Genomic DNA, 22940 nt, shown 5'->3' with positions numbered 1-22940 from the left:
GTCTTAAAATATCAAAAGCGAAATTAATTTTTTAATTGATTGGCAAGCATTTTGCGCAAGCCTAAGGGATAATAGTGCACCATTTTCGTTAAATTGTACAGCCAAAGGGAGAGTTTTAAGTCTAGGGGAGGATTGGATTGACCACAGCTGATTTAGGAATCTAAGGCATGGCAGCTTGGTGGCCAAACGTCTTAAAAAACAAGTTTTGAGATACAGCTCGTGCAGCCTGTTTTCAGTGAATGCTTTAAGGCAGGAGCCTCTTATGTGCAGCCCTTGTTAGAAATAGAGGCTTTTGCAATCGATTGAAGCAAAAGCCCCATGCCGGACTGAATCTGAATTATCGGCTAACTTGCTGGATAGTTTTTTTGTTTGAGAAGTACTCATCCCACAGTTTGCTAAGCAGATGCTCGATTTGCTGCTTTTTGGCCTTGAGCAGGTTCGAGCTGCTGTCTCTGCGTATCTTCGCTTCGACAGCGGAGAGCTCATGTGCTAAGGCGTTTATTTTGCAGAGGAGATTTTCCTCTTTAGCCCAGAGTTGTGTAAGGAGGTTGTCCTTGATCCTCTCCCTTGTCGCCCTGTGGCTTGCCACAGCCTGATCGAGGATGGATCTTTCGAGGGCCTCTTGAAGATCTTCGTCTTGAAAATCTCTTGTTTCATCGCCGAATTTGGCCGGCATATCGACTTCATCATCACCTGCCGATTCGATCCCCTTGTCGGTAACAGGCAGAGACTCTCTATCGAAAGAATTCCCAGCTTCTTGGCCGCGGGTAGCGCTTTTGACAGAGTAGTCATCTTCCGCTTCCGACGAGGAGGAGCTGGATGGCAACACCACTCGTTCAGGTGCCTTCGTCGAATTCACTGCGGGAGGTTGACGCTCTGCTTCAAACCGCTTCGATGAGGGTTCTGGCGTTGCTTGTGGCGTGCGAGCAACCGGATCTGTTGCAGTAGTTGCTGGAACGGGGCTTTTGGGTGGTTGATTTGTCGGCTGATTTTCCACTCCGCGCTTTGCCTTAGGATCGGCCATGTAGTAGGCAGCGTGAGTTGGCTTTTTAAACTCGACAACTTCACCCTTTTGGATTTTGTCCATAATCTGATTCACTAACTCTTTAGTTGGTGCTTCTTGAACCCATTTTCCGTCGAGCAGGACTTGGTCGCCTCTCTGCAAACCACTCCAGATTGAATCCCAGCGGGGGGGCTCAAATCCAATGAAAATCCATGCACCTCCTCTACGTGGTCTAAATTGAAGGGTCTCGCCGTTGGCTATCTTTGCAAGGAATTGGCTGATGTGGTACTCCCTGTCTTTTTTAGGGACAAGTTCCCACTTGCCGTTGATGAAGATCTCGCATTTTTCTTTGATTAGATAAGTGATTCTATTTCGCCATATGTCGCTGGTTACTTTTGAGAAGGTCGGTTGTGTAGTGCTTGGGCTGCTTGGATTCAAGGAGGGTGATGTCTTTGGTTTTTCGGTTCCGATTTTTCCGAGCTTGGTCGAGGCTGATGTAGCGGCTCCAAGGGTTACTGACAGGCCTATGCCTGCAGTCAGAGGTTTGCCGCTCAGCACGTTGGTAGTCATTGTAGATGTGGCAGATCCGGCAGCTCCTTTGGCTGAGGATCTCACTATTTTGTCGAAGGCTTCGCCTCCTTTCAGATCATAAAGCAAATTCCCGGTGGTTTTGGATGCTATCGGCGCAACGATACCGGCAGCGGCAGCTTTTAGAGCGCCTACTGCTGTTATCTCCTCGCCGTTAAGTTTTTGGGTAACGACATATCCGGCCTCGCCGCTGGCTACTGAGGTGACCGTAGCAGCGAGAAGTCCTTTGCTGGCGAGCAAGGCACCGGTCCCAGCAGCAGCTACAGCCCCCACTCCAGAGGCAATGGCGCCAATTCCAGCCTGCTTTAAATTCTTCTGTTTGTCAAACTGCAGAGCATCTTTTGTGTAGGCGTCACCGAAAGCGGCAGATCCGGCACCGAGTACGGGAAGGGCCAGAAGACCTAAGCCTGTGGCTGCAAGAATGCACCCTCCAACGATCGCAAGACCTCCTAGCATCAGGCAGTCTTCGCGGTCTTCGGATTTCCCAAAGACGATATAAATTCCTTCATCGCGTTTACAAACCTCAAAGCAGCGCTGTGTTCCCCCTCTCTTGCTTCTTGTCAGATCACGCTGCAGGAGTTTTTCGACGTTGCGTGTCTTGCCCGGCGTTTTGCTACTTTTTGCCGTTTCGCTGAACACGAACCGAACCTTAGTTAGCATGTTACCGGCGTGTTCGGGGCAAGTCAGCGCATCGGGCTTGGCTTTTCCGCGGGGCTGTCGCACGTTCCGGCGAAACGCCATCCCTGGTAGTTGGTGATCGAGTACGAGCTCATGTGATATCTCCTAAATTAGCCTGTGACTAGTTGCCGCTTAATTCTTTTGGGGGTGTTTAATCGGCACCTTTAATTTTTAAAAAAATCGACCAATTGTATTTTGTTTAAATATTTCTGTAAATATCAATTAGTGATAGATGTATCAAATAATGGGTGAGTTGATTCTTCTTAACTTGTCATTTGCGTATTTTTTATTTTAAAATAGTCCAGTCTTGTAAAGTATTTGTTTTTAATTATCTTTGGTTTTTGCGCTTTATTAAATGTAGAGAGGTGGCATAGACTACTCCCTTTGAAAAAAAAGGATGTTCTATGCAACCGATCAAGACGATGCCTAAGACGAGAAGAAGAGAAGTGGAGTCGATGCTGAAAACCCACCTTCCGGCCAAGGTGGCTAACAGGGATTGGATCTCACAGTGTCTGAGAGGAAGAAAAGCGTGTTTCCCGTATATCGCAAGCGAAAAGGAAGCTGGGGTGGCCAGGGAGATTTTTGAGCCGGCCAGCCAGTCCGCGCTAAACCCGTTAATTCCGGATGATAACCTTCCCCTTTATCTCATCAATGTTCCCATGGCTCATCGGCCCGAAGAGGAGGGGTATGATCAGTTCAACAGGTTGATCCAGCTCTACAAGGATGAATCTTTTGGCAAGACTAAGACGGCATCCAGAGAGGAGATCAAAGCACGCTTTTCGCTCGTCTTGGGTGTCAATCAGATTAAGTCAATGGATCCAGAGGTGAACGAGAAGTTTAGGGATTGGGTGAGTAATATCCCTCTCATCAAGGGTGTCGCCTATCGCATATTCGGCTTTTTTTGGGTTCCCGGCTGGGAAAGAAAAGGTGAGGCTCATCGGCTCACCTATCCCGCCCCTAAGGCTTTTTTTATTTTAAAAATGCTATCGACAACTAAAGCCGGCGACGTCAGAACTTACCTGGAAGGCGGCAAGGGAAAGTTGACAGAGGGCCTCATTGCGCAGATCCCCTATCAGAGAATACGAGAAAAAATCAAAGATTCCGATTTCACAAAACATTTTGTCAAAGAGTACGCAGGCAAGGGAGGGGAGTCGCCTGTGTATCTTGGTGTGATGGATGCCGACACCTTGAACCTGAAGAGAAAAATCGGACTCTTTACCCGTCTTGACAAAACAATTGAAAATCATGACACTCCCTCTGCCGTTACGCATGGCTATCGGGTCATCGAGCCGGAGCGACCGTTGATCGAGCTTGGAGTTCGACTGGACATGGCGTGCCGGGCAGCGATGAACCGAGCCATCAGCTATGGAGCGTATTTTCCAGAGCCGTGTTCGCTTTTTTGCATCAAGAGGCCTAAGGAGAAGGTGTTCATCGATGAGTTGACATTCATCGGAGCCGGGCGAGGACTTGAGAATCGACGTCTGATCGAAAGTGGGATTGCGTCTAAAGTCTTAAAACACGACGCTGTCTTCGTTGCCGATGGCGGGGTTGCTACCACAACGCCGGCAAGAATGAAAACGATCAAAAACGGACAAGTCACTCAGTTGACCAAAACAAATGTTAAGCAGAAAGCTAACTTGCAAGCCCTTCGGTCCGTCTCCCAGACACATATCCACCCGAAGCAGTGGGCAGACAATTTATACATCGCCCTTCCGTTTAAAGCGTCACGGGTCACGGATGCGACGGGGCCGATGATGCATATTTTCTCTGTGTTCGATCCGCTGTCGCGGATGTTTGCGCAGCCGGCGCGTTTTTCGGCCGCTGTGGTCGATAAGGTGCTGAAAAATTACGACGCTGATCTCACCAAAGATCAGAAAGCGATTCTCAAAGAGGCGCGAGAGGATCTGGTCAAGCTTAAAATGAAGTCGGGGATGATCGATCAGATTGAAGAAGCAGCTCGTCTATCCGGTGCAGCTATCACTCGAATTTTAAAGGAAGTGATGGGCATTGAGTAATTTTTAAGTCCGGCAGCATTCTAAAGTCAGAAGTTTTTAGGGGTTGTTCTGACGCTCTTTATGTCGAGAGCGGCTGAAGCGACTCCAAAAAATGCGGACTGCTTTGCATGCTTTAGGATTAAAAAACTCAAAATTAGAGATAATTTTGGGATGTTATCAATCTTAATTTGAATAATCGAGCATCCGTAAGGGAAAAACAAGGAAATTTTCCTTGAGAATTAAGACGTGAATCAATAACCTACTACTAGTCTAGTAACATAGAGCATTTTTGGCAAATAACAAACAGAAGACGCTCCTCTCAAGGGGAAGTTCTTGACGGGCCTTAAAACCCATCTTCACTAAGGCTGTGTCTAATTTTTTCTTTGCTCAAGGTTAATACAACGATAAGGGTTTCTCATGGTTAAATCGCAGCACGCGGAAGCACACAAATCGATCAACGACGCACTCTCCCTGATTCTTGATATTCAAGAACTGGATATGCAAATGATTCAGCTTATGCGACTCAAGAGGGAAAGGAAGCGTGAGATGGAAAACATCACCGCGATCAAGAGCGACCTGTCCCATCAGATCAAAGCCAAAGAAGGCGAAGTGCTCGAGCTGAAGACGCTGATCAAGATTGGCGAGGAAGAACTGAAGGAAATTCAGGAAAAACTCAAAGAGCTTGAGAACAAGCAAAGCTCTGTTAAAAAAGTGGATGAGTTCAACGCCTTAAGCCACGAAATGTCCCAAGTTGACAAGCAGAGAGCTGCAAAAGAGCAGAATTTAAGCGACCTGATGGATAAGTTGTCTCAAGAGGAAGAGCTTCTAAAGAATATTAAAGAAAGCTTGGTATCCACGGTAGAGAGCAGCAAAGTGCTCGAATCGGAAATCATGACACGCATCCAGGAAATTAACAAAGAAGGCAGTCTGATCAAGGTCAAGCGCGATGAACTCGTTGCAGAGGCATCTCCGGAAGTGTTTTCCATCTACGAAAGACTTTTGCAGAACAAGAAAGACCGAGTAGTCGTGCCTATCGAAAACAGAACCTGCAGCGGATGCCACATCCAGCTCACAGCGCAAGACGAGAACTTGGTGCGTAAAGCAGAGAGAATGATCTTCTGCGAACACTGCTCCCGCATTCTCTACTGGCCGCAGGCTGATGATCAAGATCAGGCAGGTGCTCAGGGCAGAGGCCGTCGTCGTCGTTCGCGTCAGACAGCTTAAACGTTTCGCTCGGGAAGAGAGGCAGTCGCTCCGGGATTTAAACACCGGGGAGGAAAGTCTGGACTCCACAGGAGAGGATACCAGTGAAAGACTGGGGGTCGTAAGGCTACGGAAAGTGCAACAGAAAGTATACCGAAAAGCATCTGTCGCAAGGCAGGTGCTTTTACAGGGTGAAATGCCCGCTTCAGGAGCGGGTACGGGCTGGAGAAATCCAGCTCTTGCGGCAAACCCTATCCGGAGCAAGTCTAAATTGGGTGATCGGTGCTCCGCTGCACCCTAGTAAGATGCTCGAGGGCTTTGGCGACAAGGCTCCAAGACTAATGGCTGCTGGCTAAGGCACCTTGTAAGAGGTGTTTTAGCAACAGAATCCGGCTTACCATTTTCCCGGGCTTTTTTTATTAAAATGCTATCGCTTGCAGTTGCTCTTCGCAATGAATGCAAGACGCGTGTTTCACTCTACGCCGGGATTCTCCCGGCAATACGCCATCGACAAACTCCCTTCCACTCACATCGCATCAAGTACCTACGATGAGAATCAGCTATCATTCCGTCAATTTGGACAGAGGGGCTTCGGCTCGTCTTATATAGAGCGAAAGGCTTCAAAATTGAGTTTTGGCAACACGAACGCTCTTTCGATTGAAAGATTATAGAAATAGAGAGGGGTGGCTTACTACCTTTCGATGGTAAAACACCCAATTTTTAGACGCATTCTGCAGTACTTCGGCAGAATTAAACGCCGATCTCCACATTTTGTCTTTTCATCGCTTCAAAAAACTCATTTCTACGCTCTGGATTTTTTTCAAAGTCTCCGAGTAAGACATGGGTTACCGTGTGGCTTGCCGCGTCTTCAATGCCGCGGACGATCATGCAGAAGTGTTTAGCGACGATGCAGACGGCAATGTGTTCGGTTTCCAAGATAGCTGACAAGCTGTCGGCTATCTGTGCGCCAAGCCTCTCTTGCATTTGCGGCCGCTGGGAGAAGAAGCGGATAATACGCGGGATTTTAGAAAGACCCACCACTTTCTTATTCGGAATGTAGCTGACATAGACTACGCCCATCATGGGAACGAAATGGTGTTCGCAGAAGCTCGTAAAATTCACCTTGATGAAGATTGCGTTGCCATTTTTGGAGTGTGAGTAGTCGTCATTGACGAACCGAACCTCGGGAAACGATTCTTCATCAAGGCCGCTGAAGATTTCATTGACGTACATCTTCGCAACGCGATAAGGAGTCCTCGCAAGTGACTCGTTCTCTACGTCCAGTCCCAGGCACTCCATGATTTCGCGGAAGCGGTCACTGATGAAGGCGATCTTCTCTTCCTTGCTTAATATATCCTTCGTGGATGAGACGGGGGTGGGGTAGCGGGTTTTGATCGCTTTCGTAGGTATCTTTTCTTTATCCATGAGGATCATCCTTTCCTGTCTATTCTATTCAACTCATTGGCGGCATAGGCGGCGGCTACGGCGAAAGCATTGGCTACATTGAGTGAGCCTTTTCTTCCCCTTAGTGGGATTGTAACAAAAAAATCGGCCTCGTTCAAGAGGAGATCGCTGGCTCCATACTCCTCATTTCCAACGGCTAACGTAAAAGTATGCGGAAATTTGAAATCATAAAGCGATGGAGCGTTAGCCACTGTCTCCAGCACGATCAGCGGTCTTGGCAAGGACTTGATTAGAGCATGGGCCTCCCACTCAATCCACGCTTCAGTGCCCATCGCGGCTTTTTTAACCTGACTGCACTCGGGAGACGGCGTGGCTCCACCCAAGAACACCTTGGAAAAGCCGAAGCACTCCGCTGTTCTGATGATTGAGCCGGTGTTAAAGGCCGATCTGAGACTATCCAGATACGCAAAAATAGGGAGCTTTGACGAGGAGATCTCTCTGTCTTGTTGCCTTGGCGAGGGAAGCAGGCTGTCCTCCCGTAGGTTCCACTTTGCCTCTTTGGCGTGGAAGTGGAAGGCGTCGGAGACTTCCTTCAAAGTGGCAAGAGGGCTCTCTTTTTCCGCTATATAGGCAGCGGTTTTGCGGTAGTTTTCAAGGGCTTTATCCGCCTCTTCCCCAGCGAGCATCATAATGTACGCGTGCTTCAGTATGAGCGCCAGCTTTTTATGGCGGCGCTCTTGAGGAAGGCCGAGGAATTTATCCTTTGAAAACAGAGGTTCTGATGAATCCATCGGCATTTGCTGCTATTTCTTTGCCGCCGCCCTCATGGCACGGTACTCTGTGAGCGTCCCTTCATAGACATGGATGCCGTCTTCTTCGAACGCGATGATTTTTTTGGCCACTTCCTCAATCAGGCTACGGTCATGGCTCGCGACGATCACGGTTCCTTTATAGTCGTTAAGTCCCCAGGCAAGTGCGGAGACTGCCTCCAGATCCAAGTGGTTATTGGGTTCGTCCATAACCAAGAAGTTGTGGTTGACGAGCATCAGGTTAGCTAAGATAAGCCGTGCTGTTTCGCCTCCCGAGAGGGTTTGGATCTTCTTGAAGGCTTCATCGCCTCCGAAGAGCATTTTACCCATCACGCTGCGGATATCTTGGTCGTAAGCGTCCTTTTTTCTTTCTTTGAGCCAGTCAAAGCAGTTGACGCCTTCTTTCTTGACGACAACCTCTTGATGGTTTTGCGGAAAGTAGCCGATTTCCACCTGGTGGCCGACCTCTACCATACCGGCATCTTCTTGTAAAACGCGGGCGAGCATTTTCAGAAGGGTTGTTTTACCTCTGCCGTTGTTGCCGATCACCCCGATTTTGTCGCCTTTGTGGATCTCCAGATTCAATTTTTTGATAACTTCCCGGCCATCATATCCTTTGCTGAGCGATTTGGCGTTGATGACGATTTTTCCAGACGGTTTTTCAGGTGTTTGGAAGCGGATGTAGGGGCGTTGAATGTTAGATGCTTTAAGCTCCTGCGGCTGGAGGCGATCGATCTCTCGCAGTCTAGACTGCACCTGGCTGGCCCTGGTACCGGCGGCAAAGCGGGCGACGAACTCTCGCAGCTGGGAGATCCTCTTCTCTTTGTTTTTGACGTCTTGCTGGGCGCGGTCTCTTGAGGCCATTTTAGCTTCGATCATCGCGTCATAATTGCCGGGGTAGAGGATGATCGTCTCGTAGTCGATATCGGCGATGTGCGTTGTCACGGAGTTTAAGAAGTGCCTGTCGTGGCTGGTGACGATCAGCGTGCCTCTGTAGTGGAATAAAAAGTCTTCAAGCCACCCGATCGATTCCATATCGAGGTGGTTGGTCGGTTCGTCGAGCAGAAGCGCTTCAGGATTGCCGAAGAGCGACTGGCAGAGAAGGACGCGGAATTGCATATCGGTAGGGATCTCTTTCATTTTCATGCGCGCTTCTGTTTCTTGTATACCCATACCGGCGAGAAGAACTTCGGCGTCCGATTCGGCCATGTAGCCATTTTCTTCTCCGATAATGCCTTCCAGCTCACCCAGGCGCATGCCGACTTCATCGGTCATCTCCACCTCGTATAGGGAGTCGCGCTCCTTCAGGGCTTCCGCAAGCCTCTTGTTGCCCATGATCACCACATCGATGACGTTATAGTCTTTGTAGTGTTCGATGTCTTGCTTCAAGATGCCCACTTTATCTGGTAGGGAAATGGTTCCTGTGGTGGGGTCTTCCTCGCCCATGATGATCTTCATCAGTGTGGATTTGCCCGATCCGTTCGGACCGGTCAGACCGTAGCGGTTTCCTTCGTTGAAAGCGATAGTGACGTTTTCAAATAGAGTTCTGGCTCCGAAGCTTTTGGAGATTTTATCGAGAACGATCATGAGATGTTTGGCCTTTTGAATGGGAATTTTAGAAAATTTCCCTTGATTCTAGCGGAATTTGAGAGAATTTTCAAGAAAAGAGAGCGGATAGTCTAACGCTTATTCATTCTGGCTACAAAGCTCTTGGATGCGCCTTGTCGTAAACTTCTTTTTTCAATTTCGGGGATACTTGAGTGTAAATGGTTGTCGTAGCAAGCGATGTGTGGCCTAGCAGGACTTGAATTGTTTTAAGATCCATTCCATTCTCTAGCCAGTGGGTAGCAATCGTGTGGCGAATCGTGTGGGGGGTTACGTTGGCGGCAAGTCCGCTTTGCTCCAGGTAGCGGTCGAAGTTACGATCAACCGAGCGCGTGGTGAGCCTCGTGCCTAGGCGGTTCAAAAAGATGGCTTCATGGTCTTGTTCTTTGAGGTGGCCGTCCTTATCGATATGGCGCTCAGGGTGATTGAGGTAAGAGCTGATCCAGTCGGAGGCGTTTTTGGTGATCGGCACAAAGCGCTCTTTTCTTCCCTTTCCTTTCAGTTTGACAATCAGGCTCGCGTGGTCAAAATCCTTGCGGTTCAACGACACAAGTTCACTGACGCGGAGACCTGAGCTGTAAAATAACTCCATGATCACCCTGTCACGAAAGCCAAGAAGTGTCGAAATGTCAGGTTGATTAAACAGTTTTTTTACCTGATCATAGGAGAGTGATACGGGAATTTTCTTCTCGATTTTGGGCGTTTCGATCTCTTCGGCGGGGTTTTCGGAAATGACTTTGCGTTGCATGGCAAAACGCAGAAGAGAGCGCAGAGAAGAGAGGCGTCTCACGATTGTTTTTTCAGAGGCGGCTCCTCTTTTTAGGGATGCTAAAAATCCTCTGATCGCTCGTTTGTCTACGATGGAGAAAGGTGCGAGGTGATCGTTTAGCGCGGCACGCATTGAGTAGGGCTCATCGTGGGATATTTTTTCGATACGCCCTTCCTTCTCCGTCAGGCCCAGGAGATCATCCTGCAAATAGTTAACGAAGCAGTTGAGGTCGATCGAGTAGTTGCGGATCGTATGCGGAGACGCATTCTTGGCAACTGTCAGGTGCTGTAGGAAATCATAACAGGTTTTGATCAACATAAGACTAGAGCGTCTTTAAAGAGCTTTATTTTCTATCGTAGGGACTTCATGGGATTCTTTCCAGATCAAATATTGACAAATCGCACTTTGCCGCCGGGGCCTAGCATGGAAGGCTAATTTCTAATGAACCGGGGCGGCGGGTGGTGTGAGCGAGTTGCAAAAGCTGCTTCATCTGGCTGAGGGTTTTTCCCTGAAGCCGTGGAGCGATATCCCATCGCAGTTTTCGGATTGTCAATCCGTAAAAGTTGGAGGTGACAAATAGGAGAAATTTGGAATTGAGAATGATGTCGCAATCTTCAATATCGCCGGAGAAGGGGATCGACAGCACAGAGATTCCACACTCGGGTGTCAAGCGGCACTGATACTCTGTTAAATGCAGTTCGGGAGAGAGCTCTTTCAGTAGTTGTGATCGCTTTTCCCGTATCTGGAAGCTGCCTGCCTCGTAGGAAATGGTGTAGGCAGCGCCTCCGCCTTGCAAGGTGTAGTAGAAGAGGGGGTTTTTCCACTCAAGAGAGAAGACCGAAGTCTTGTCCAGCCCGGCGCGATCACTTTGCTCAAAGGCTTCGATATTCTCCCGTATCTGCTCTTCGAATCGTTTTGCTTGGTATCTTCGGCTATGGGATGCTTCAAGCTCTATCAATTTCTTTTTGTAGAGAAGACGCAGCCCTTCACCTGAACGCAGAGTCTTCAAAAGGACGCAAGGCAGAACCAAGTTCTTTGGCAACTTCGGCGGCGGACACCTTTGCGTAAAGCAAAGCCGTACTTTGGCTGCGTACTCTTCAGGTTCAACAGGCAGAGGCTCTCCGGTTTCAAGCCTGAGGTGATTCCAATATTTGGGACGCTTCGTTCTTTCGCCTTCGGTGCCGATATATCCTACAGGAACCGGAAGCGCTTGCATTCGGGCTTTATAGTCTGCGACAGCATCGGTGTAGATAATGAAGTTTTCTCTGCCGGACAGGGCCTCAGACCAAAGGGCTCTGATGCTCTTGAAAATAAGGCCCGCGAAAAGTGTAAGGACAGTCAGTGCCATAGCCGTCACCATCTTGGCTAACCTGGTGAGAATGGTAAGGTTTTTGGCGAGAGAGAGTTGTGTGTAGCGCCTTCCATGATGCCGCACCTGTTTTGGAGGGGTGCTCATTTCTAAATGGTTGGTGCATGTGTAGAGTTTTGATTCTTGCGTGTTCAAGAAGAGTTTTGGCATGTGCTTTCTTTTGTTTTAAGATATAGAAAATGAGAAAGGCGGCAATGATGCAGCATATGTGGAATAGAGTCAATTCAGTAAGCGAATACAGTAAAGGACTCACTCTCGTTTGAGTCGAATATTTTTATGTCGGGGGTGATTAGTAGGGGGTGAGGGGCTGCTCCTTAACCGGTGGAAAAAGGCAGCCCTAGGAGGGAGAAAAGTTAAATCCTTGTCACCAGTATTACGATTCCCCCTTGATAACTAAATTGAGCGCTGAGTAGAGCCTCTTCGATTTGCGTCACTGTTTTGTTTTTCAGTCCCGTCATGATATCCCAGCGCACTTTATTAACCTTTGCGCCAAAAAAACCGCAGTTGTGCGAAATGACGATAAATTTCGAGTTAACCAAAATCTCGACTTGTTCAGCCCCCGGCACATCAGCTCGGATAATGAAATTACCCTCTTCATCTACTCCAGCATAGCAGTTCTGAATGGAGGGATGTGCGCCCTCAAGCTGTTGAAGAACTTGCTGGTCTTTCTTTGTCGGATGGATGGATTCTGGGTTGGACAAATCAAGCGCCAGGACAGATCCCCCTCCATTGAGTGTGTAGAAGAAGAGCGGATTCGGCTGCGTTCTCGAGAAGTGCGAGATTGTCTCTAGGCCGGTTCTCTCATCTTGTAAGAACAAGGCCCTCATTCCTTTTACAGACTCCTCGAAAATTTCAGTTCCCTCATCGGTGAGTTGTTTCGCTTCAAGCTCTATCAACTCCCCTTTGTAGAGAAGGTTTAATGTCTCTCCTGAGTTGACTTGTCTGAGGAGTTGGTAGGGAAGGAAAATGTCGCGCTCCAGTCCTCCAGGCAGCGGCTTGAGGTGATCAAAGAGTTGCACTGTAAGAACGAAATCTGTGGGATCTAAAGGAAGAGGATCCCCGTTTTCCAAGGTCATATGCGCCCAGTATTCAGGCCAGCGAGTCGTTTCATCTTCGGTACCAATGTAGCCGGGTTTTCGTCCGAGAACCCGCATATAAGCTTCCAGGGCAGGGGTTGGAGAATAGATCAGAACTACAGCTGGACCCTTTAAGGCCTTAGAGTACAAATCACGTACAGTTTTTGTGAGCAGCGCAAAACCTAGTGTCACTAGGGTACAGGCCACCGCGATGACGAGTTTTATTACGCGGTGAAGCGGTGAAACCTTTTCTTCTAAACTGTGCTGAGTGTATTTTTTTCCGTTGATTTCCGTTTCTTTTTTCGGCGCTGTCTCTTGCAGGTGGTGGCTGGAAATATAGTCCGCTGCGGCAGTTCTACTAAGTATTAATTCTTTCATAAACCCTGTTTTTGTTTGTTAATTGGCTAAAATACTGAATTATTTAAACATTAAAGTCAACGATATTCAAACTACATGTCTTTTGGTGGATTTGCTGCTTAAATAGTGCTGGAGGTGGTGTGGGAACTCTTGGGATGCTAATCAATTCAAAATCGACTAGATCCACTCGTGCACTGAAATCTATAGGCTCCAGGGGAAGAGGGTTTTCATCTTTCAAAGTCAAAAGCTCCACTATTCAGACCGGCCAGTCGCATTTTCCCGAGCAAGGTAGCTGAAAGTTCGCGGAAACTCGCATACAAGCTTCCCAGGCATGGGAGTAGAAGTCCCGCGTGGTTTTCGTGATCAGTGCTAAACGCCCTATCAACAAGGCAGAGGCTATCGCGATGACGAGTTTTACTATGCGGTGAAGTGGTGAGACCTTTTCTGCAACACTGTGCCGGCAGTGATTTAAAAATAAGATGTGTGGTTTTTGAGGTGGAGTGCGGAAATTGCGATTAACAGCAAATCAAGGAGAAGCGCCGCTTCAACTTCCGCTTTTCTTTTCGGGTGGATTTTTTGGAAAGGGGATATACATCATATCCTTGGCGGCAACGGTGTTAGGAAACACCTCCCTCGCCTCTGTCTCGAAGACTTTTTCATCAAGGTAGCGGGCCGAGTAGTGCGTGAGCACTAATTTTTTGACATTGGCTTTTTTGGCGATTTCCGCGGCCTGCTTGGCGGTAAGGTGGTTGTTGCGCTCGGCCAGATCCCTCTCCGTTTCCAGATAGGTACTCTCGCAGAGGAGGATGAGAGCGTCTTTCGATATTTCTATCGCTTCAGCGCACATCTTGGTGTCGATCACGACAGCGATGCTGTCCCCTTTGCGGATCCAGCTGACTTCATCGATATTCACTTTCCTGCCATCGGCGTCTATGCTTCCCTCTTCGATCAACTTTCTGACAAGCGGGCCCTGAATGCCGAAGCCCTTCAACTTGGCGTTGTCGAACTTGCGCTGGTCTTTTTCAGTGATGCGCCAGCCGATATTGTCGACACCGTGGTCTAAGAAGACGGCCTCGATACTGAAGTTATCTCCCTCTTCGACGATACCTTCCTTGTAGACGGGGTGTTCTACCACATGGATATGCTCGTGGTAGATTGTGCCGTAGCGCAGGCGGTCGAAGAACTTTTTGCCTGAAGCGGGGTAATAGCAGTGGATGGGGTGTGTGACCTGGTCCAGGTTGAGGCGCATCAGGATGGAGCCAAGCCCGAGGCAATGGTCGCCATGGAAGTGGGAAACAAAAATGCGCGTGACAACAGGAGGGGCGATATTGGCAAAGATGAATTGTCGCTGGGTACCCTCGCCCGGGTCAAAGAGGAAGCCTTCATCATTCCAGCGAATGAGGTAAGCGCCGTGGTTGCGGAAGCGCGTTGGCTGCTGGCTCGATGTTCCCAAGATGACAAGGTCTCTAACGCTCATTGAAAAATTCCCAAAATTGAGTGGCGCACGGCTGAAACTTTTACTGTTTTACATGTGGAGCAAACAGCGCGTGCACCTAGCAAAGTTCTCTAAAAAAGATAACATTCTAGTGGAGAGGCGATTGATTTTCTATTGAAAAATAAAGAAGGAGTCCGCCTCGAAGGAGCTTATACCGAACGTGTCTCAAAATTTAGCATCCGGGCTCTGCGAAAGCCTCGGAATCGAAAGGTTACAAGTTGCCTCATATTGCTAATATTAGGTGACATGCAACCGTTCAATCTTGGGGAGTTTTCTCTTTGCCAAAAACCAGATTTTGAAACACTTTCAGCATAATTACTTGTTTTCAAGTTCTATATTGTCTAAAATAGTTCCAATGCCCCATGAGGCTCGTTATAAACCAAAGGTTTTATATGAATACCACGCAGTTTGAATTTAATATAAGGCGCTCCAAGTGCAAGCCGCCGCTCACCCTCTTTGCTGCTCTCGTTTCTTCCATCCATCCTTCCCATCATCACGAGCATTCAGCTCAATAATTTTTTTTCCTGACTAAACACATTTATTTGTTCGCGCTAAAGAAGTTTTTGGCTTTTCCATAAAAGCCTGAAGGCTCTTTTCCGCAATCCATTTTTTATCATTATTTTCCGGGGAGCTTTTGCCACCCCGGCCAATGCAAGGATTTTGCCATGAAACCGAAGAATATCGGTATCGTAGGCGGAGCCGGCCCCATGGCGGGGGTGTTGCTCACCGAGCGCGTGCTCGCGCTTGCGTCCAGCCTATATCAATGCCAACGCGACAGAGATTTTCCACAGGTGACGCTGTTTAGTTTCCCCTTCTCGGAAATGCTGACCGACACAGTTCAGGAAGAGATCCTGAAAGGGGAACTCACAAGAGCTCTAGATACCCTAAAACGCACAGGAGCGGAGGTGCTCGCGATTGCCTGCAACACCGTCCACGCGTTTTTGTCGCCTGAAATGAGAGCCTCCATCATCCACATGCCGCTCATGACTCGGGAGCGGGTAAGGGGCAGGAGGGCGATGGTTCTCTCAACATCAACATCCGTTAAAAAAAATGTGCATGGCGCTTGTTTTCCCAGTGTCTATCCCGGAAAGGAAGTGCAAAGAGAAATCGACCTTCTGATCGATCGAGTTTTGAGACGGGAGGATTTAGACCTCTGTAAGAGAGAGCTGAAGCGCATAGTCGAGGCGGTGGAACGGCCTGATTTGCCCCTCGTTCTCGGATGTACAGAGCTGTCTCTGATCAAGGAGGGGCTTGTCGGGTTTGAGGGTGAAATCATCGATCCTCTGGAGATCGTAGCACAAGAAGTTATAGAGAAAAGTTTTAATAATAAGGAGAAGTAATATGAGTATCAGTGCAGTACAGGGAAGCATTAAAGTGGATTTGCGTCCCAATAATACGATGACAGCAGAGAAGGTGGTGGCTGAAGTGGCCAAAATAAGCGGCCCGGCCACCATCTATTGCTGGTATGTGGGCCCTGAAGGGTTGCCGAAAGCGGGGGCTGCTTTCATGACAGATAGAATCATCCGGCCTCTGCTAGAAGAGAAGAGGGATATCACCCTCTGCCTCTACTCACTGGAAGAGTGGAGCTTTAGAAGAGCTGTCTCTGAAATGACAGAGGAGACGGAGCTGACTGCAGAGATAGCGCGTGTCAGCGCGGCATCGATTAAGTCCCTCTCTTCGGCATCCTTCTTTCAGTTTTGCAAAGAAGCAAGAAAGAGAGAAGAGCTCTATCGGGAGGTGAGCGGCTGCCTTGCCAGCAACACGCAATTGATGCGAATTTCGGAAAGGTTTGCACCTTTAGGAATCACCATAGACGCTTTCTATGGCAATGGGGAGTCCTTGCTGGATGCGATCAAAAGCATGGATCTTAAAAAAGCCTATTCCTGCATGCAATATGTAGAGGGGTATTACCTCGTTCGCCGGCTTGCCCTAAAAGCTATTCAAGAGGGGTGCTCTTTAGTCAACGCCGCCTTTGTTCTTCCGGGAGGGGAAGGGAAATATTACCGGAACTTTTCGGAAGACCTTCCCAAATGGCTTAAAAAGGATTTGGGTGAAGAGGTCGAATCTTTAACTATCCGAGTCTCCTTCCTCTTCTTTAAGTATCAGAATGGAGAAGATAGCAGGCCCTACTTGACTCGGAGCGGCGACTATGTCCGGCCGGGGGAGATGTCCCGATACCTTAGAGGTGAGGGAAAATGCTCTACAGAGAATGAGGAGGTGTAAGATGGACACAACATTCTTTCTCATTCTGCTTTTTACACTGCAGGTTCTTTACTGGATTGTGGGGAGATTTTCTTCAAAAGCTCCGAAAGGAAAGGAAGAGTACTTTTTGGCAAACAGAAAGGTGAGCCTCTTCCCCTTGGCGATGACATTTTTGGCCACCCAAGTAGGAGGCGGCGTTGTTCTGGGGGCGGCTGAAGAGGCCTATCAGTACGGCTGGCCGGTCCTTTTTTATCCCCTCGGCTCCTCCCTTGGCCTTGTGCTTTTAGGGGTTGGTTTTGGAAGAAGGTTAGCGACTCTCAATGTGAGTACGGTCGCTGAAGTGTTTGAGAAAGTGTACGGCTCATCGGTGCAAAGAAAGGCAGCCTCTCTCCTTTCGATTGTCTCCCTGTTCATGGTGCTCGTCGCGCAGATCATCGCCTCGAGCAAGTTCATGGTCAGCCTGGGAGTGAAGAGCGTCCCTCTCTTTATCCTTTTCTGGGGAATCGTCATTCTCTACACGGCCCGCGGCGGGTTAAAGGCTGTGATCTCTACAGATCTTGTGCAGGCGGCTTTCTTTTCGCTCGTTTTTGCCCTCCTCTTTGGATGGACATTATCTTCCGGCGGCACTCAAGGTCTCTTGACTGCAGGCGAGTTTTTGGATTTTTCCCTTGCGTCCAAAGCGACGGGATGGTTGCTGATGCCTCTCATGTTTATGCTGATCGAGCAGGATATGGGGCAGCGCTGTTTTGCCGGAAAGTCTCCTGAAGTTGTCTCCTGTGCCTCCTTACTGGCAGGTGCTGGCACTATGGCAGTTTGCACTGTCCCGGTTCTCCTCGGAGTGTTGGCGCGCATTAAGGGGGTCGAATCGACTCCTGGAGGAAGCATCTTGATGAGTGTGATCGAAATGACGACAACGCCCTATATCGCAGCCTTTGCCGGTTGTGCTATTTTGGCGGCCATTATCTCCACGGCAACCTCGCTTTTGAATGCAATCGCATCAAACATAGGAAGCGATTTCTCGCTCGATTTGTCAAAGGGAGATGACGGGATGAAGCGGGCGGGCTGGCTCACGGCACTCATTTCACTGATCGCAATCTACTTTGCTTTTGCATTCAACAACATCGTCGATGTGCTGATTCAAAGTTATGAGCTGTCGGTCAGCTGCCTTTTTGTCCCGGTTGTTTTTGCGCTCTTTCAGCTTGGCAGTGCCAGGCAGGCATCTCTCCTGGCGATTTGCTTCGGAGCTGCTGGATTTGTGCTCTTCCGGTTCTACCCCGTAGAATTTCCACGCGAGATCATGAGCGTTATTCTTTCCCTCTTCGGCTTCTTTCTGGGGTGGGCTTATGCGAGGCTTAAAACTAAGGAGAACTATGTTATTGATAGTTAGCTTTATTTTGATCTAAATCGATTGGCATGAGAATTCTTTCATCTCTCCTCTTTGCATCAGCGGGTTTGTCGCCCCTCAAGGTGACGATGACAAACGCTGCCTCCTCATCCGCAGGATCAGTAAATACGTGACCGATACCTGGCAGATGGTATCGGAGGGAGTGCATGAAGGAGAGATGGCTTATCAGGCAGCTTTTCGTGAAATCAGGGAAGAGACCGGGTTTTCGCAGGGAGAAGTTGTTTTAATTTTTTCGTGCGAAAAAGGAGAGCGTTCCTAGAGCCGCTCCCGCAACGGCGCCGCCAATATGTGCTGTGTTGGCGATCGGCGGTGAAAAGCTGCTGACTCCTGTGATTTCTAAGATAAAAGAGAAGATCTGCAGTCCCAGGATAGATCCGATGAAGAGTGCCACAAAAAGCAGCGTCGAGCGGGTCAGCTGGTAACCCTCCCACATCGCCAGCCTCTGCCTCATGTAGATGAATCCGATCATCGCCATGACGACACCGGAAAAGCCGAGGAAGCTCGGTCCGCTCATCAGATACTGAGCGGTGTTAGAAAAAATGGCTGTCAAAACAATGAAGAGGGTGTAACGCACTCCTCCGATTTTTGTTTCCATCTGCCGGCCCAGTACGATCAGCCACATCATATTGAAGAAGATGTGGAAGAGGTCAAAGTGGAGAAGGCAGGGTGTAAAGAGTCGCCACACTTCGCCCTCGCGTATTTTTTCAAATAGGGGGGCGTTTTTGGATTGAGAGTCTTGTTTTACCTCTGAGGAGAGTGCGGCCAGCATCTCATCATAATAACCCTGCCAGTAAGGGGTGTTGTAGAATTGATAGAGGAGCAGCTTTCCTTCATTGGGTAGGCTTTGGGGGTCTTCAAGCGATTTGACGCCGTAGTTTTCCACCAGCCTGTCAATGTATTCCCAGGCCAGGGGATAGTCGAAAAGAAGAGTTTTCTCCACGTTCGGCATCAATACCGGTGTGAGTGGGACATTTTTCGGGATTTTTTGGAGAGGGGGAGTGCCAACACCGCTCGCTAAAAAGAGCATAGAACAGATCAGGAGTATTAGATAGGTGATGAAAAACTGCTCTTGCTTTGGCTTCTTTCCCGATTCTTTAGCAGGGAGAGGTTCTTCTTCCTCTTCCTCTTCTTCTAATTCGGGGATAAATGATGGTGGCGCCGATCTTTTAAACAGGGGATTCTCCGGATCTGACTGGAAAAGGTTGTACCAATGGAGGGCTGTATCGAACTGGTCTTCATCGACTACCCAGACTGTGGATTCGACATCAGTGTCCGCTGGCTCTTCATCTCTCGAAGGGTCGATCTCGTTTTCGATTGCCTGGAAAAAGAGATAGTTGGAGAAGGTTAGTGCTACCCTTCGATCTTTGAATCTTCCGATCAGTCGCATCAGGTTCCCTATCAGCTGGTGAGAGTTTGAATTTTTGCAATCAGTTCCGTTGTGGAGAGTCCTTCGATCCTTTCGACAATATGCAGCTTTCCACCGTTTCGTTCTACAACTTCCCTTTCAATGCAGTTTTGTCCCCATTCCGCGCCATTGACGTGGATATCGGGTTTGATTAACTCCAAGATCGCACGCGGGTCGGGCTCATCAAATGAGGTAACGTAAGAGACGAAACGGAGAGCGGCCGCCATTTGGAGCCGCCATTTCAAAGGAACTATGGGTCTGTCTTTGCTCTTATAATTCTGGATTGACCTGTCAGTGTTAAGTGCAAGTATCAGGCAATCAGCAAGAAGCGAGGCGCGGTGGATCATATAGAGGTGGCCGGCGTGCATCAGGTCAAACGATCCGTTCAGCGTGACGATTGTTTTACCGCTCCGGCGCAAGTTCAGGGCGACCTCTTCCACTTTTTCTCGTGGGATGATGATACCCTGGGACGCCTGCTCCCACGTCGGCAAATTCTCCTCGGGAATATAAACCCTCGGGTCCCTTAAGTTCATCACTCCTCCGCCTTATCCGGAAAGGCGATTTTGAATACCTCGTCGTAGTGATCTACAAAGCGGATATCCATCCCTTCTTTGATGTAGTCGGCAAGCTCTTCAATATCGCGGGTGTTGTCTTTTGGAAAGATGATTGTCTTAAGGCCCGCCCTCTTGGCTGCGACTAGTTTTTCGCGCACGCCGCCAATCGGCAGTACCCGGCCTGTCAGGGTCAGCTCTCCCGTCATCCCCAAGTCTTCTAGAACCGGAGTTTCTGTGAGCAGGGATAAAAGAGCTGTCACCATCGTAATACCGGCCGATGGGCCGTCTTTGGGAGTAGCCCCTTCCGGGATATGCATGTGCACCTGGGCTTTGGCGAAGAAGGTGTAGGAAGGCGCATACTTATGCAGGGCGCTATGGAGGTAGCTCCATGCAATTTCCGAGGATTCCTTCATGACCTGTCCGGCCTGTCCGGTCAGCTTCATCTCCGTCTTTTCTCCGGTGACTTTGATCGCTTCGACATAAAGCGTCGCACCGCCCATTGACGTCCAGGCAAGGCCTGTGCAAACTCCGACGGGTGTTTGCTCGTAAAAACGGTCGCTCAAGTGGATGGGTTTACCCAAAAAATCGCTGACATTTTTACTTGTGAGCCTGTGTTGGATCTCTTTGGGTTTTTGCTTTTTGCCGCCCTTTTTCTTGACGCTCGTTACCTTCTCTTCTTCCTGAACTATGCGGACGGCAACTTTTCTGAGAACTTTTTTGATTTGGTTTTCCAGGTTACGTACGCCGGCTTCCAAGGCATAGCCGTTGATAATCTTTTTGAGGGCATCGTTAGAAAAGTTGATGTCTTTAGCTTTCAGTCCCATCGCTTTTCTGTTTCTTGGCACCAAATAGCGTTTTGCGATCTCGATTTTTTCTTCGAGGATATATCCCGAAAGCCTCAAGACTTCCATCCTGTCAAGCAGAGGGGGGGGGATGGTGTCCAATATGTTGGCTGTCACGATGAAAAGAACATTGGACAGGTCGCAGCGCACATCAAGGTAGTGGTCCAGAAACTCTTTGTTCTGCTCCGGATCTAAAACCTCAAGCAGCGCCGAAGCAGGATCGCCCTGATAGCTGGAACCCATCTTGTCCACTTCATCGAGCATGATGACCGGGTTCATCGTCTGGGTGTATTTAAGTGCCTGGATGAGCTTGCCCGGCATGGCTCCAATGTAGGTTCTTCTGTGGCCTTTGATTTCGGCTTCATCGCGCATGCCGCCGACGGAGAAGCGATAAAACTTTCTGTTTAGCGCTCTGGCGATGCTGCGGCCGATGCTGGTCTTGCCGACTCCCGGAGGCCCGGCGAGACAGATGATGCTCCCCTTGACCCCGCCTGTCAGTTTGCCAACACCGATAAACTCCAGGATCCTCTCCTTGATGTCTTCCAAGCCATAGTGATCTTCGGCCAGGATTTTGCTCGCTGATTTCAGGTCATGGCTTTCTTTGCTGTGAACACCCCAAGGCGTGATCGTCAGCCAGTCAAGATATCCCCGGCAGATGGCGTATTCCGCTGACTGCACATCGAGAACGCTTAGCTTGTCCATCTCATCTTGAATGACTGTTTTGACATCGGGGGGGACATGCTTACCCTTGAGTCGTTGCTCGAACTTTTCGCGGTCGAGAGATTTGTCATCTCGTTCGATGCCCAGCTCTTTTTTGATTGTCTTTAGCTGTTCGCGTAAAAAGAAATCTTTCTGGCTTTTAGAGATGGTGGATTCGATTTTCTGGTTGATGTTGTTTTGCAGAAGGCTTAAGTCGAGTTCGTTTTTAAGCAGATTCAGCGCTTTGTCCACACGGCTGCCGATGTCGAATGTGGAGAGTACATCCTGTAGCTCTTCCCTGGAAGCTGTCGTCAAAGCGACGGCAAAGTCGGCCAGCTTACCGGGCTCGGTGAAATCGGAGTGGCTTAAGAATATCTGCAGTTCCTCTTTGAAAAGCGGGTTTAGCTTAAGCAGCTCTTTGATGGTGGAGATGATGCTGATTGAGTAAGCTTTCAGCTCTTTTGAGATTTCTTTCGGCTCATCGTGGAATTTGACAACCGCTTTTAACGGCCTGGATTCTTTGGAAGCCGTTTTGATCTCGAAGCGCTTTTCCATGTTGAGGATGACTTGAGCTCCTCCTTGCTCCATGGGAATGACGCGAAGGACTCTTGCGACGACGCCGATGGGGTAGAGATCCTTGAAGGTTGCAGTGTAGATATCGGCATCTTCTTGCGTTGTCAGCACAAGACCGATGCATTTGTGATCCGATTTGGCAATTTTTTTTATAACGTCAAAATAGGGGCCCGGGTCGACAACCACAGGCGCTGCCATTCCCGGAAAGAAGGGACGTTTTACGATAGGGAAAATATCCAACTCTTCGGGGGGAGCCGGCTGCTTGGCAGCTTTAGCCTTTCCCTCGTCGAGAGAGCTGATAACAGCATTTTCGATTTCCGTCTCAAAGTCTTTGCTTTCTCTTTCTTCGTCCAATCCAGTAACTCCGCTATTATTCGAAATCGGTTGCGCACATTTACTATTCCGATCCGGAAGCGCCGATTTTAACGCCCCCTTCACCATACCACACTTAAATTAAGTTGTAACTTCAAAGCCCCGAGAGACGCCAAAAGCTATTGAATACCGCATTTATTCGATTGTAAATGTCGGGTATAAAATAGATTTATTTATACTGAAATTGTCTCAAAATTCCAGATCTTGAGACGCTTTCGGCATAGTGGCACCCTTTATTTCCCAGTCTCTTCGAACCGGTAATAGGGGCTGACGTTATTCGCTTTCACACCTGCCGACTGACCTCACTACGCAGCGAACTTTCTGATAGAAGTTTTCTCTTTGCCAAAATCCCGAATTTTGGATTCATTTCGGTTCAAAACCCCGATTTTCGAAGTTCGCTTGGGTAGGGGGCTTCAGTAAGGCAAGCTCGTCGATTTTATATGAAACGCAATAATAGATTCAACAGCAGGGTGATATTTAGGACGTACCGGGAGATTCGGATTTTATCGATTATGCAGGCAGTCTGTAAGAGTTTGTA

20 protein-coding genes and 1 other RNA gene are annotated in these 22940 nt (G+C 48.8%); 9 read left to right on the top strand and 12 right to left on the bottom strand.

Annotated elements, in window-relative coordinates; translation table 11 throughout:
- Nucleotides 1-337 precede the first annotated feature (337 nt).
- Complete coding sequence (locus tag ELAC_RS06275; RefSeq protein WP_098038428.1) at nucleotides 338-2230, bottom strand: hypothetical protein; 1893 nt, start codon at nucleotides 2228-2230, stop codon at nucleotides 338-340.
- A 443-nt stretch (nucleotides 2231-2673) separates the two neighbouring features.
- Between ELAC_RS06275 and ELAC_RS06270 the strand changes: the two genes are divergently transcribed.
- The 4 genes from ELAC_RS06270 to ELAC_RS11625 all read left to right on the top strand — a co-directional run bounded on the left by ELAC_RS06270 (nucleotide 2674) and on the right by ELAC_RS11625 (nucleotide 6137).
- Nucleotides 2674-4284: a hypothetical protein gene (locus tag ELAC_RS06270; RefSeq protein WP_098038427.1), complete on the top strand. Its 1611-nt coding sequence runs from the start codon at nucleotides 2674-2676 to the stop codon at nucleotides 4282-4284.
- 432 nt (nucleotides 4285-4716) lie between these two features.
- The gene (cdsZ, locus tag ELAC_RS06265) at nucleotides 4717-5487 is read left to right on the top strand and encodes a zinc ribbon domain regulatory protein CdsZ (RefSeq protein ID WP_098038453.1); all 771 of its coding nucleotides are present in this window, start codon (nucleotides 4717-4719) and stop codon (nucleotides 5485-5487) included.
- 9 nt (nucleotides 5488-5496) lie between these two features.
- Nucleotides 5497-5879, top strand: an RNA gene (gene rnpB, locus ELAC_RS06260) — RNase P RNA component class A.
- Between the two features lie 39 nt (nucleotides 5880-5918).
- Entirely contained in the window at nucleotides 5919-6137 is a 219-nt protein-coding gene (locus ELAC_RS11625; RefSeq protein WP_143406459.1) for a hypothetical protein, read from the top strand.
- Nucleotides 6138-6216: 79 nt separating this feature from the next.
- Here ELAC_RS11625 and folE read toward each other — a convergent pair whose 3' ends face one another.
- The 7 genes from folE to ELAC_RS06225 form a co-directional block, all read right to left on the bottom strand.
- Nucleotides 6217-6891: a GTP cyclohydrolase I FolE gene (gene folE / locus ELAC_RS06255; protein WP_098038452.1), complete on the bottom strand. Its 675-nt coding sequence runs from the start codon at nucleotides 6889-6891 to the stop codon at nucleotides 6217-6219.
- 5 nt (nucleotides 6892-6896) lie between these two features.
- Nucleotides 6897-7661: a TrmH family RNA methyltransferase gene (locus ELAC_RS06250; RefSeq protein WP_158227821.1), complete on the bottom strand. Its 765-nt coding sequence runs from the start codon at nucleotides 7659-7661 to the stop codon at nucleotides 6897-6899.
- A gap of 12 nt (nucleotides 7662-7673) precedes the next feature.
- Nucleotides 7674-9266, bottom strand: coding sequence for an ABC-F family ATP-binding cassette domain-containing protein (locus ELAC_RS06245; protein ID WP_098038425.1), 1593 nt, complete (start codon nucleotides 9264-9266; stop codon nucleotides 7674-7676).
- A 112-nt stretch (nucleotides 9267-9378) separates the two neighbouring features.
- On the bottom strand, nucleotides 9379-10368 hold the full coding sequence (locus tag ELAC_RS06240) for a tyrosine recombinase XerC (protein ID WP_420810329.1): 990 nt from the start codon (nucleotides 10366-10368) through the stop codon (nucleotides 9379-9381).
- 103 nt (nucleotides 10369-10471) lie between these two features.
- Nucleotides 10472-11572, bottom strand: a complete 1101-nt coding sequence (locus ELAC_RS06235) for a hypothetical protein (RefSeq protein ID WP_098038423.1) — start codon at nucleotides 11570-11572, stop codon at nucleotides 10472-10474.
- Nucleotides 11573-11775: 203 nt separating this feature from the next.
- On the bottom strand, nucleotides 11776-12876 hold the full coding sequence (locus ELAC_RS06230) for a hypothetical protein (RefSeq protein WP_098038422.1): 1101 nt from the start codon (nucleotides 12874-12876) through the stop codon (nucleotides 11776-11778).
- A 523-nt stretch (nucleotides 12877-13399) separates the two neighbouring features.
- On the bottom strand, nucleotides 13400-14332 hold the full coding sequence (locus tag ELAC_RS06225) for a ribonuclease Z (protein ID WP_098038421.1): 933 nt from the start codon (nucleotides 14330-14332) through the stop codon (nucleotides 13400-13402).
- 410 nt (nucleotides 14333-14742) lie between these two features.
- On the opposite strand from ELAC_RS06225, the gene ELAC_RS12000 reads away from it, so the two are divergent.
- The 4 genes from ELAC_RS12000 to ELAC_RS06210 all read left to right on the top strand — a co-directional run bounded on the left by ELAC_RS12000 (nucleotide 14743) and on the right by ELAC_RS06210 (nucleotide 17939).
- Complete coding sequence (locus ELAC_RS12000) at nucleotides 14743-14865, top strand: hypothetical protein (protein ID WP_275425086.1); 123 nt, start codon at nucleotides 14743-14745, stop codon at nucleotides 14863-14865.
- A 150-nt stretch (nucleotides 14866-15015) separates the two neighbouring features.
- The gene (locus tag ELAC_RS06220; protein ID WP_098038420.1) at nucleotides 15016-15690 is read left to right on the top strand and encodes an aspartate/glutamate racemase family protein; all 675 of its coding nucleotides are present in this window, start codon (nucleotides 15016-15018) and stop codon (nucleotides 15688-15690) included.
- 1 nt (nucleotide 15691) lies between these two features.
- A complete protein-coding gene (locus ELAC_RS06215) occupies nucleotides 15692-16573 on the top strand; it encodes a hypothetical protein (protein ID WP_098038419.1) in 882 nt (293 codons plus the stop codon).
- Nucleotide 16574: 1 nt separating this feature from the next.
- The gene (locus ELAC_RS06210) at nucleotides 16575-17939 is read left to right on the top strand and encodes a sodium:solute symporter family protein (RefSeq protein ID WP_098038418.1); all 1365 of its coding nucleotides are present in this window, start codon (nucleotides 16575-16577) and stop codon (nucleotides 17937-17939) included.
- Here the strand turns inward: ELAC_RS06210 and ELAC_RS11875 are convergent.
- Nucleotides 17926-18105, bottom strand: coding sequence for a hypothetical protein (locus ELAC_RS11875; protein ID WP_239414406.1), 180 nt, complete (start codon nucleotides 18103-18105; stop codon nucleotides 17926-17928). The genes ELAC_RS06210 and ELAC_RS11875 overlap by 14 nt on opposite strands.
- Between ELAC_RS11875 and ELAC_RS12060 the strand changes: the two genes are divergently transcribed.
- A complete protein-coding gene (locus ELAC_RS12060; RefSeq protein WP_420810327.1) occupies nucleotides 18067-18216 on the top strand; it encodes an NUDIX domain-containing protein in 150 nt (49 codons plus the stop codon). The two genes, ELAC_RS11875 and ELAC_RS12060, sit on opposite strands and share 39 nt — an antisense overlap.
- Here ELAC_RS12060 and ELAC_RS06200 read toward each other — a convergent pair.
- From ELAC_RS06200 to lon, 3 genes are read right to left on the bottom strand one after another with little or no spacing between them, the layout of a single operon-like run.
- Nucleotides 18181-19344 carry a rhomboid family intramembrane serine protease gene (locus tag ELAC_RS06200; RefSeq protein WP_098038416.1) on the bottom strand — a complete coding sequence of 388 codons (1164 nt, stop codon included), beginning with the start codon at nucleotides 19342-19344 and terminating at the stop codon, nucleotides 18181-18183. The two genes, ELAC_RS12060 and ELAC_RS06200, sit on opposite strands and share 36 nt — an antisense overlap.
- Before the next feature lie 11 nt (nucleotides 19345-19355).
- The gene (locus tag ELAC_RS06195; RefSeq protein WP_098038415.1) at nucleotides 19356-19895 is read right to left on the bottom strand and encodes an adenylyltransferase/cytidyltransferase family protein; all 540 of its coding nucleotides are present in this window, start codon (nucleotides 19893-19895) and stop codon (nucleotides 19356-19358) included.
- Nucleotides 19895-22330, bottom strand: a complete 2436-nt coding sequence (lon, locus tag ELAC_RS06190) for an endopeptidase La (protein WP_420810328.1) — start codon at nucleotides 22328-22330, stop codon at nucleotides 19895-19897. Before lon ends, ELAC_RS06195 begins: the two co-directional genes overlap by 1 nt.
- Between the last annotated feature and the right edge of the window lie 610 nt (nucleotides 22331-22940).

Origin of the sequence: Estrella lausannensis (assembly GCF_900000175.1) — a bacterium.
GTDB classification, from domain to species: domain Bacteria; phylum Chlamydiota; class Chlamydiia; order Chlamydiales; family Criblamydiaceae; genus Estrella; species Estrella lausannensis.
The sequence above is the reverse complement of the archived record's forward strand: the minus strand, read 5'-3'. Positions and strand labels throughout refer to the sequence as shown.